The sequence below is a fragment of the Paenarthrobacter sp. TE4293 genome (genome assembly GCF_050435325.1).
Classification (GTDB): Bacteria; Actinomycetota; Actinomycetes; order Actinomycetales; family Micrococcaceae; genus Arthrobacter; species Arthrobacter nitroguajacolicus_C.
This window is the reverse complement of record NZ_JBNJRY010000001.1, coordinates 759,501-765,695: the sequence shown is the minus strand read 5'-3', so window position 1 is coordinate 765,695 and position 6,195 is coordinate 759,501. Positions and strand designations below refer to the sequence as shown.

5 protein-coding genes, 6 tRNA genes and 1 riboswitch are annotated in these 6,195 nt (G+C 62.6%); of the genes, 6 read left to right on the top strand and 5 right to left on the bottom strand.

Annotation, left to right across the window (positions count from 1 at the left end; all coding sequences use genetic code 11):
• Positions 1-20 precede the first annotated feature (20 nt).
• The 5 genes from QF015_RS03530 to QF015_RS03510 form a co-directional block, all read right to left on the bottom strand.
• Positions 21-95 (bottom strand) — tRNA-Val (locus QF015_RS03530).
• 24 nt (positions 96-119) lie between these two features.
• Positions 120-192, bottom strand: a tRNA-Gly gene (locus tag QF015_RS03525).
• A gap of 57 nt (positions 193-249) precedes the next feature.
• Positions 250-324: transfer RNA gene (locus QF015_RS03520), tRNA-Val, on the bottom strand.
• Positions 325-362: 38 nt separating this feature from the next.
• Positions 363-433 (bottom strand) — tRNA-Cys (locus QF015_RS03515).
• A 46-nt stretch (positions 434-479) separates the two neighbouring features.
• Positions 480-552 (bottom strand) — tRNA-Gly (locus QF015_RS03510).
• Positions 553-800: 248 nt separating this feature from the next.
• Between QF015_RS03510 and QF015_RS03505 the strand changes: the two genes are divergently transcribed.
• The 6 genes from QF015_RS03505 (at position 801) to rpe (ending at position 5,891) form a co-directional block, all read left to right on the top strand.
• Positions 801-875, top strand: a tRNA-Val gene (locus tag QF015_RS03505).
• Between the two features lie 304 nt (positions 876-1,179).
• Entirely contained in the window at positions 1,180-2,073 is an 894-nt protein-coding gene (locus tag QF015_RS03500; protein ID WP_310205613.1) for a cytochrome, read from the top strand.
• Positions 2,074-2,133: 60 nt separating this feature from the next.
• Positions 2,134-2,706, top strand: coding sequence for a peptide deformylase (def, locus tag QF015_RS03495; protein ID WP_310205610.1), 573 nt, complete (start codon positions 2,134-2,136; stop codon positions 2,704-2,706).
• Positions 2,703-3,623: a methionyl-tRNA formyltransferase gene (gene fmt, locus QF015_RS03490; RefSeq protein ID WP_310205607.1), complete on the top strand. Its 921-nt coding sequence runs from the start codon at positions 2,703-2,705 to the stop codon at positions 3,621-3,623. The genes def and fmt overlap by 4 nt, the downstream gene beginning before the upstream one ends.
• Positions 3,620-5,170, top strand: a complete 1,551-nt coding sequence (locus tag QF015_RS03485; protein WP_429387018.1) for an RsmB/NOP family class I SAM-dependent RNA methyltransferase — start codon at positions 3,620-3,622, stop codon at positions 5,168-5,170. The genes fmt and QF015_RS03485 overlap by 4 nt, the downstream gene beginning before the upstream one ends.
• A gap of 46 nt (positions 5,171-5,216) precedes the next feature.
• Positions 5,217-5,891: a ribulose-phosphate 3-epimerase gene (rpe, locus tag QF015_RS03480; RefSeq protein ID WP_310205600.1), complete on the top strand. Its 675-nt coding sequence runs from the start codon at positions 5,217-5,219 to the stop codon at positions 5,889-5,891.
• A gap of 78 nt (positions 5,892-5,969) precedes the next feature.
• A riboswitch (FMN riboswitch) is annotated at positions 5,970-6,125 on the top strand.
• Positions 6,126-6,195 lie beyond the last annotated feature (70 nt).

The window sequence follows — 6,195 nt, the reverse complement described above, 5'->3', positions numbered from 1 at the left end:
ACAAACAAGTTTCCTTGTTCTGGTGGGCGATACTGGGATCGAACCAGTGACCTCTTCCGTGTCAGGGAAGCGCGCTACCGCTGCGCCAATCGCCCGTTACCGGGTCCTTTTCAAAGGAGAGCGGACGACGAGATTCGAACTCGCGACATCCACCTTGGCAAGGTGGTGCTCTACCAGCTGAGCTACGTCCGCACATGTTGCCTGCCGGGCTGATGCCTGGCGTTCAACAACAAACAAGTTTCCTTGTTCTGGTGGGCGATACTGGGATCGAACCAGTGACCTCTTCCGTGTCAGGGAAGCGCGCTACCGCTGCGCCAATCGCCCATGCAACCAGCAAAAGCTGGAAGACATGGTTTTCACCGAGGTGGGTACGGGATTCGAACCCGTGTATACGGCTTTGCAGGCCGCTGCCTCGCCTCTCGGCCAACCCACCGTGTAAGCAGGATTCCGGGGAATTCTTGCCTTGACAGTGCCTTGCGAGCGGACGACGAGATTCGAACTCGCGACATCCACCTTGGCAAGGTGGTGCTCTACCAGCTGAGCTACGTCCGCAGTGTCGTTTTGACGGGCAGCCCTGCAGGCATTCCGTCGCTTTCCGACGAGTAAAAACTCTATAGGAGGTTGCTGCAAACTCCAAATCGGCAGCTTCGTTTCGGTGGCGAAGGCGGCTCGATCCTTGAATTTGCGGGGATTTGAGAGAGTTTCACGACTGTAATTCCACGTGTGTAGTTCGAGTCCCGGGGTGAAGGGCCGATCCGTTTTGCATTCCGGCGACGGTCCGTTAGTGTTTTCTATGCAGCGGGCGATTGGCGCAGTGGTAGCGCGCTTCGTTCACACCGAAGAGGTCACTGGTTCGAACCCAGTATCGCCCACCATGGGGAACCCTGTTTGGACTGACTAAGTCGGTCCGGACGGGGTTTCTTTTTTGCTTCCCCGCAGTTTTCCGGCGGATTGTGCGTTTCTGCGTCACGAACCGGGTGGATGCCACACCCAATCAAGGTGCACGAACAAGAAGAATCAGATGTGCCTCCAGCTGCCACGGAGCACTTTCCGCCTTTCGCGGATCTTGCCTTGACTGCCCCGGTCCTTGCCGGGAAGCTGGCCCGACTGTCCCCGGAGCAGCTCGCAATGATCTTCCCTCCGGAGAATTCTGTCGGTCCTCTATGACAAAGTCTTTATATGACTGCTCCACTGCTTGCCCACGCAACTGACTACGGCCGGATGTACGCCCGCTCCACCACGGAGCAATTCTCCGTGCCGTCCATCACCACGGTGATTGGGCAACAAGCCCACGCCTTGGACGGGTGGTTCAGTTATATGGGCGCGAGCAGCCTGGCTGCGGATCCTGAGCTTCCGGCGATTCTTGGAAGCCCGGCAAAAACCCGCCAGGCCATTAATAAGGCCTCCAAAGCCGCTGAGGTCTACAGGGACGCGGCGGCCGCGCGCGGTGACAGGGTTCATACGTATTGCGAGCAGGTCGCGTTGCGTGCTCTGGGACGACCACACCGCATGCAGGAATGCCGGGATGACCTCGCAGCGCATGGCGAGCAGGCCTTTGCCGCCCGTTTTGACGAGTGGTGGGAGCTTTACCGCGTGGAGCCATTGGCTCCGGAGATCACTGTGTGGAACAAGACGGTGGGGTATGCCGGGACGCTGGACCTCGTTGCCCGGATCAATGGACGTATCTGCCTGATCGACTACAAGACCAAAGGCACCACGCGGGACGGGACGGTCAAAGCGCTGGATGACAAGGTCGTGATGCAGCTCGCCGCCGGGATGAAGGCTGAGGAGAGCCTGGTTGATCCGGTCGCCGGTGAATGGGAGCCGTGGAAGTACGGAGACAACCCCATGCTGCTCGCTGTGGCCATCGGGGAAACTGAAGTCAGGCCGATGCGGGCCAACCCGGAAATTCTCAAGCACCATTGGTGGAAGTTTTGCGCCCTCCGGCGTGTGTGGGAAATGTCGGCTGACGTCACCGCGGCCGGACAAGCCCTGCTGCCCATTGCGCCGCCTGTCTTCGCTGCGGTTGGTGCACCAGGAGCAAACAGCGGCAGCGGCGATGACCTCAACTAAACTGTCATAGGCTCCGCAACACCCGGACCCGAGTTTGACGATCGTGAGGACTGACGGCACATGGCAATTTTGAGTATCCGAATCATCGGGGATCCGGTGTTGCGCACCGTAGCGGATCCCGTCACCGATTTCGGTCCGGAGCTCGCCAAACTGGTAGCTGACATGACCGAAACCATGGAGGATGTAGAGGGCGCAGGCCTGGCTGCACCCCAGATCGGCGTCAGCCAGCGGGTCTTCACCTACCGCATCGGGGGAGTGGAAGGCCACATCATCAACCCGGTCCTGGAGAACAGCGAGGACTTCCAACCGGACGAGGTAGAAGGTTGCCTCTCGATTCCCGGGCTGGGCTTTCCTGTCCGCCGCTACCGGGCTACCCGGGCAACCGGCGTTGATCTGAACGGCAACCCGGTGTCTGTGGAGGCCGAGGGCATGCTTGCCCGGTGCTTCCAGCACGAAACGGACCACCTTGACGGCATCTTGTACACGGACCGGTTGGAAGGTGAAGACCGGAAGGCAGCCCTTCGCGCCATCCGCAACGCCAATTACCATGCCATCACGGAGAAGACCACGTCCCAGCGCGCTACCAGCGTAGGTTCCAGTTTTGGTGGCGGCAGTTTCGGGGCACCGGAGTGAGGGTCCTCTTTGCAGGAACTCCCGGCGTCGCCGTTCCGTCGTTGGATGCCCTGGTGAAGGCTGGCTTCGATGTCGTCGCTGTCCTGACCCGCCCGGACGCACCTGTGGGCCGGAAGCGCATCCTGACCCCTTCGCCCGTCGCCGTACGGGCGATGGAATTGGGCATCGACGTCATCCGGGCTGCCAAGGTTGATGCAGACACCACAGCCAGGATCGCTGGGTTCGCCCCTGACGTCGCCGCCATTGTTGCCTATGGCGGCATCGTTCCCAAACCCGCTTTGAGTGTTCCGAAGCATGGATGGGTCAATCTGCATTTCTCCCTCCTCCCGGCATGGCGGGGAGCTGCCCCGGTCCAACGCTCCCTCATCGCGGGAGACGACGTTACGGGCGCCGTGACGTTCCAACTCGAAGAGGGCCTCGATACCGGACCGGTGTTCGGTACCCTGACGGAATCAGTTCGCCCTGAGGACACGGCCGGCGACCTCCTTGGGCGCCTGTCCATCAGCGGCGCAGTACTCCTGAGCCAGACCCTTTCGGCAATCGATGCGGGGCAGGCTGCTCCGCAGCCCCAAGACGGGGAGGTCTCCCTCGCGCCCAAGCTGACGCTCGACGACGGGCGCCTGGACTGGCGGCAGCCTGCCCTTGCCGTGAACCGCCGGGCGCGTGGTGTTACTCCGGAACCCGGAGCCTGGACAACCTTGGAGGGCCAGCGGGTCAAACTTGAGCCAGTGGGTCTCCGGCCCGAGGTCACCGATCTGGCGCCCGGGAGCATCCGGGTAGAAGGCAAATCCGTCCTGGTGGGTACTGGTTCCCATGCTGTAGAGCTGGGCCGGATCCAGCCGGCCGGCAAGAAGATGATGTCGTCGGCCGATTGGGCCCGCGGCTTGGCTACACCCGAGAGAGTGGTATTCGAATGAGCGAGTCCGGCCGGCGAGGCCCCAATAACAGCGGGAGCCGGGACGGCGGCGGACAAGGCAACCGTGGTGCCCGCGGCGAGAGCAGACGCAACGCCCAAGGCAGGGAGCGGAACAGGGGACCGCAGCGGGGGTTCACCAACAACGCTCCGTCGCAGCGGACACGCAGGGCCGACCCCGCGCGTTTGGTTGCTTTCGAGGTGCTTCGTGCTGTTGCTGCCGAGGATGCTTACGCAAACCTCGTGCTTCCGGCACGCATCAGGGAGCACCGGCTTGATCGGCGGGATGCCGGATTCGCCACGGAGCTGAGTTACGGCGCCCTGCGTGGCCAAGGTACGTACGATGCCATCTTGGCCCGGTGCGTGGACCGCCCCTTGGAACAATTGGATCCTGCGATCCTGGATGCCCTGCGGATAGGCGCCCATCAATTACTGTCGATGCGAGTTCCGGCACATGCTGCGCTGGACCAGACTGTTGGCCTGGCACGCGCCGTGATCGGGGCCGGTCCATCAGCCCTGATCAATGCTGTCCTGCGAAAAGTTACGGCCCACAGCATGGGCGAATGGCTGGATATCCTCTTGGCCAACGAAACCGACGAAACCAAGGTTGCGGCGCTCCGGCATGCCCATCCTGAATGGATTGTGCGCGCGCTGCGTCAGTCCTTGGTGAACCATGGACGTCCAAAGTCCGAAATTGATGACTTGCTGGAGGCTGACAACGCCGCTCCAGTGGTCAATCTCGTGGCGCTGCCAGGCTTGGGAAACCTTGACGAGGCTTTCGAGAATGGTGCCACCGCCGGCGAGCTGGTGGAAGGTTCCGCCCTGTCCGCCGGCGGGGATCTCGGCCGCCTGGAATCGGTCCGGCGTGGAACCACCCGGGTCCAGGACGTGGGATCCCAGCTGGTGGCCCGCGCTTTGGCCGGCGTGGATCTCGGCGGCGCCTCCCCCCGAAGCGAACGCTGGCTTGATTTGTGTGCAGGCCCCGGCGGAAAGGCTGCTCTCCTGGCCGCCTTGGCGCAGAGGGATGGCGCCACGCTTCTTGCCAACGAGCCCGCGCCCCACAGGGCGAAGCTCGTCCAACAGGCGCTTTCGGCTGTCCCGGCGGACACGTGGTCGGTCCGGACCGGCGACGGACGCGAAGTTGGCTCGGAACAGGCGGAATCCTTCGATCGCGTTCTGGTAGACGTTCCCTGCAGTGGCTTGGGAGCGTTGCGCAGGCGACCCGAGTCGCGGTGGCGGCGCTCACCCAAGGACATTGGGGACCTCGGCCCCCTGCAGCGTGACCTGTTGAAGGCTGCGATAGACGCCGTCAAGCCCGGCGGCGTGGTGGCCTACGTGACATGTTCGCCGCACCCGGCAGAAACAACTGCGGTTGTCAGCGACGTCCTGGCCAAGCGTGGGGACCTGGAACTGCTCGACGCCGGACAGGCGCTTGACGATGTCAGCCTCACCGGCAGTTTGGGCGCCGGTCATGAGCTGACGGCGCAGTTGTGGCCCCACGTCCACCAAACGGATGCCATGTTCATGGCACTCATCCGCAAAAAGCCGTAACGGTCGGAATCCGACCTTCCATCACCACCGACCCAGAGGGGCTGCCTTGTCTCAGTGCTGTATCAACCCGAGCATCCTGTCAGCGGATTTCGTCAACCTTGAGGCGGAACTGCAACGGATCAGCAATGCCGACGCCGTCCACGTTGACGTCATGGACAACCACTTCGTGCCGAACCTGACGCTCGGCCTGCCGGTAGTGCAAAGGATCCAGGCGGTCAGTCCTGTGCCGCTGGACGCCCACCTGATGATTTCCGACGCCGACCGTTGGGCGCCTGCCTACGCGGACGCCGGCGTCGCTTCGGTGACCTTCCATGCAGAGGCAGCGATGGCGCCGGTCAAACTGGCCCGGGAACTGCGTGCGCGCGGATCCAAGGCCGGAATGGCCCTGCGGCCGGCTACTCCGGTTGAGCCCTACCTGGACATGCTCAGCGAGTTGGACATGCTGCTGATCATGACGGTGGAGCCAGGATTCGGCGGGCAGTCCTTCCTGGATATCACCCTTCCGAAGATCCGGCGTGCCCGGGCAGCCATCGAGGGTTCCGGAGTCGGCGTCGCTATCCAAGTGGATGGAGGCATCACCGAGGAGACCATTACCAGGGCTGCCGAAGCCGGCGCCAACGTGTTCGTGGCAGGGTCGGCAGTCTATGGCCACCAGGACCCCGCCGCTGCCATCGATCGGCTCCGTGCAGCGGGCCAGGCTGCCACGGCCACATTTGCCTGACGACCGTCACCACATGTTACGAAGATGGCCGGGGAATAGCCCGGTCATCTTTGTAGTTGTGGCAGAATAACAACACACATACGTGCTCCGGGGTCGGTGTAAGTCCGAACCGGCGGTTATAGTCCGCGACCCGCGAGCCATCGGATTCCAAGTCCTTGGATGTTCGATGGCAGACGGTTGAACCGGTGGAATTCCGGTACCGACAGTTAAAGTCTGGATGGGAGAAGCACGTACAGTCATGCCGTGGGCGTTCCTTTAGCGACGCCCGGCATTGCGCTGTCGTACACCCCCGGAGTCATCGCGG

Excerpts from the sequence above, each read along its gene's own strand:
- QF015_RS03500 (WP_310205613.1), top strand. The coding sequence starts at position 1,180 with ATGACTGCTCCACTGCTTGCCCACGCAACTGACTACGGCCGGATGTAC.
- def (WP_310205610.1), top strand. The coding sequence starts at position 2,134 with ATGGCAATTTTGAGTATCCGAATCATCGGGGATCCGGTGTTGCGCACC.
- QF015_RS03485 (WP_429387018.1), top strand. The coding sequence starts at position 3,620 with ATGAGCGAGTCCGGCCGGCGAGGCCCCAATAACAGCGGGAGCCGGGAC.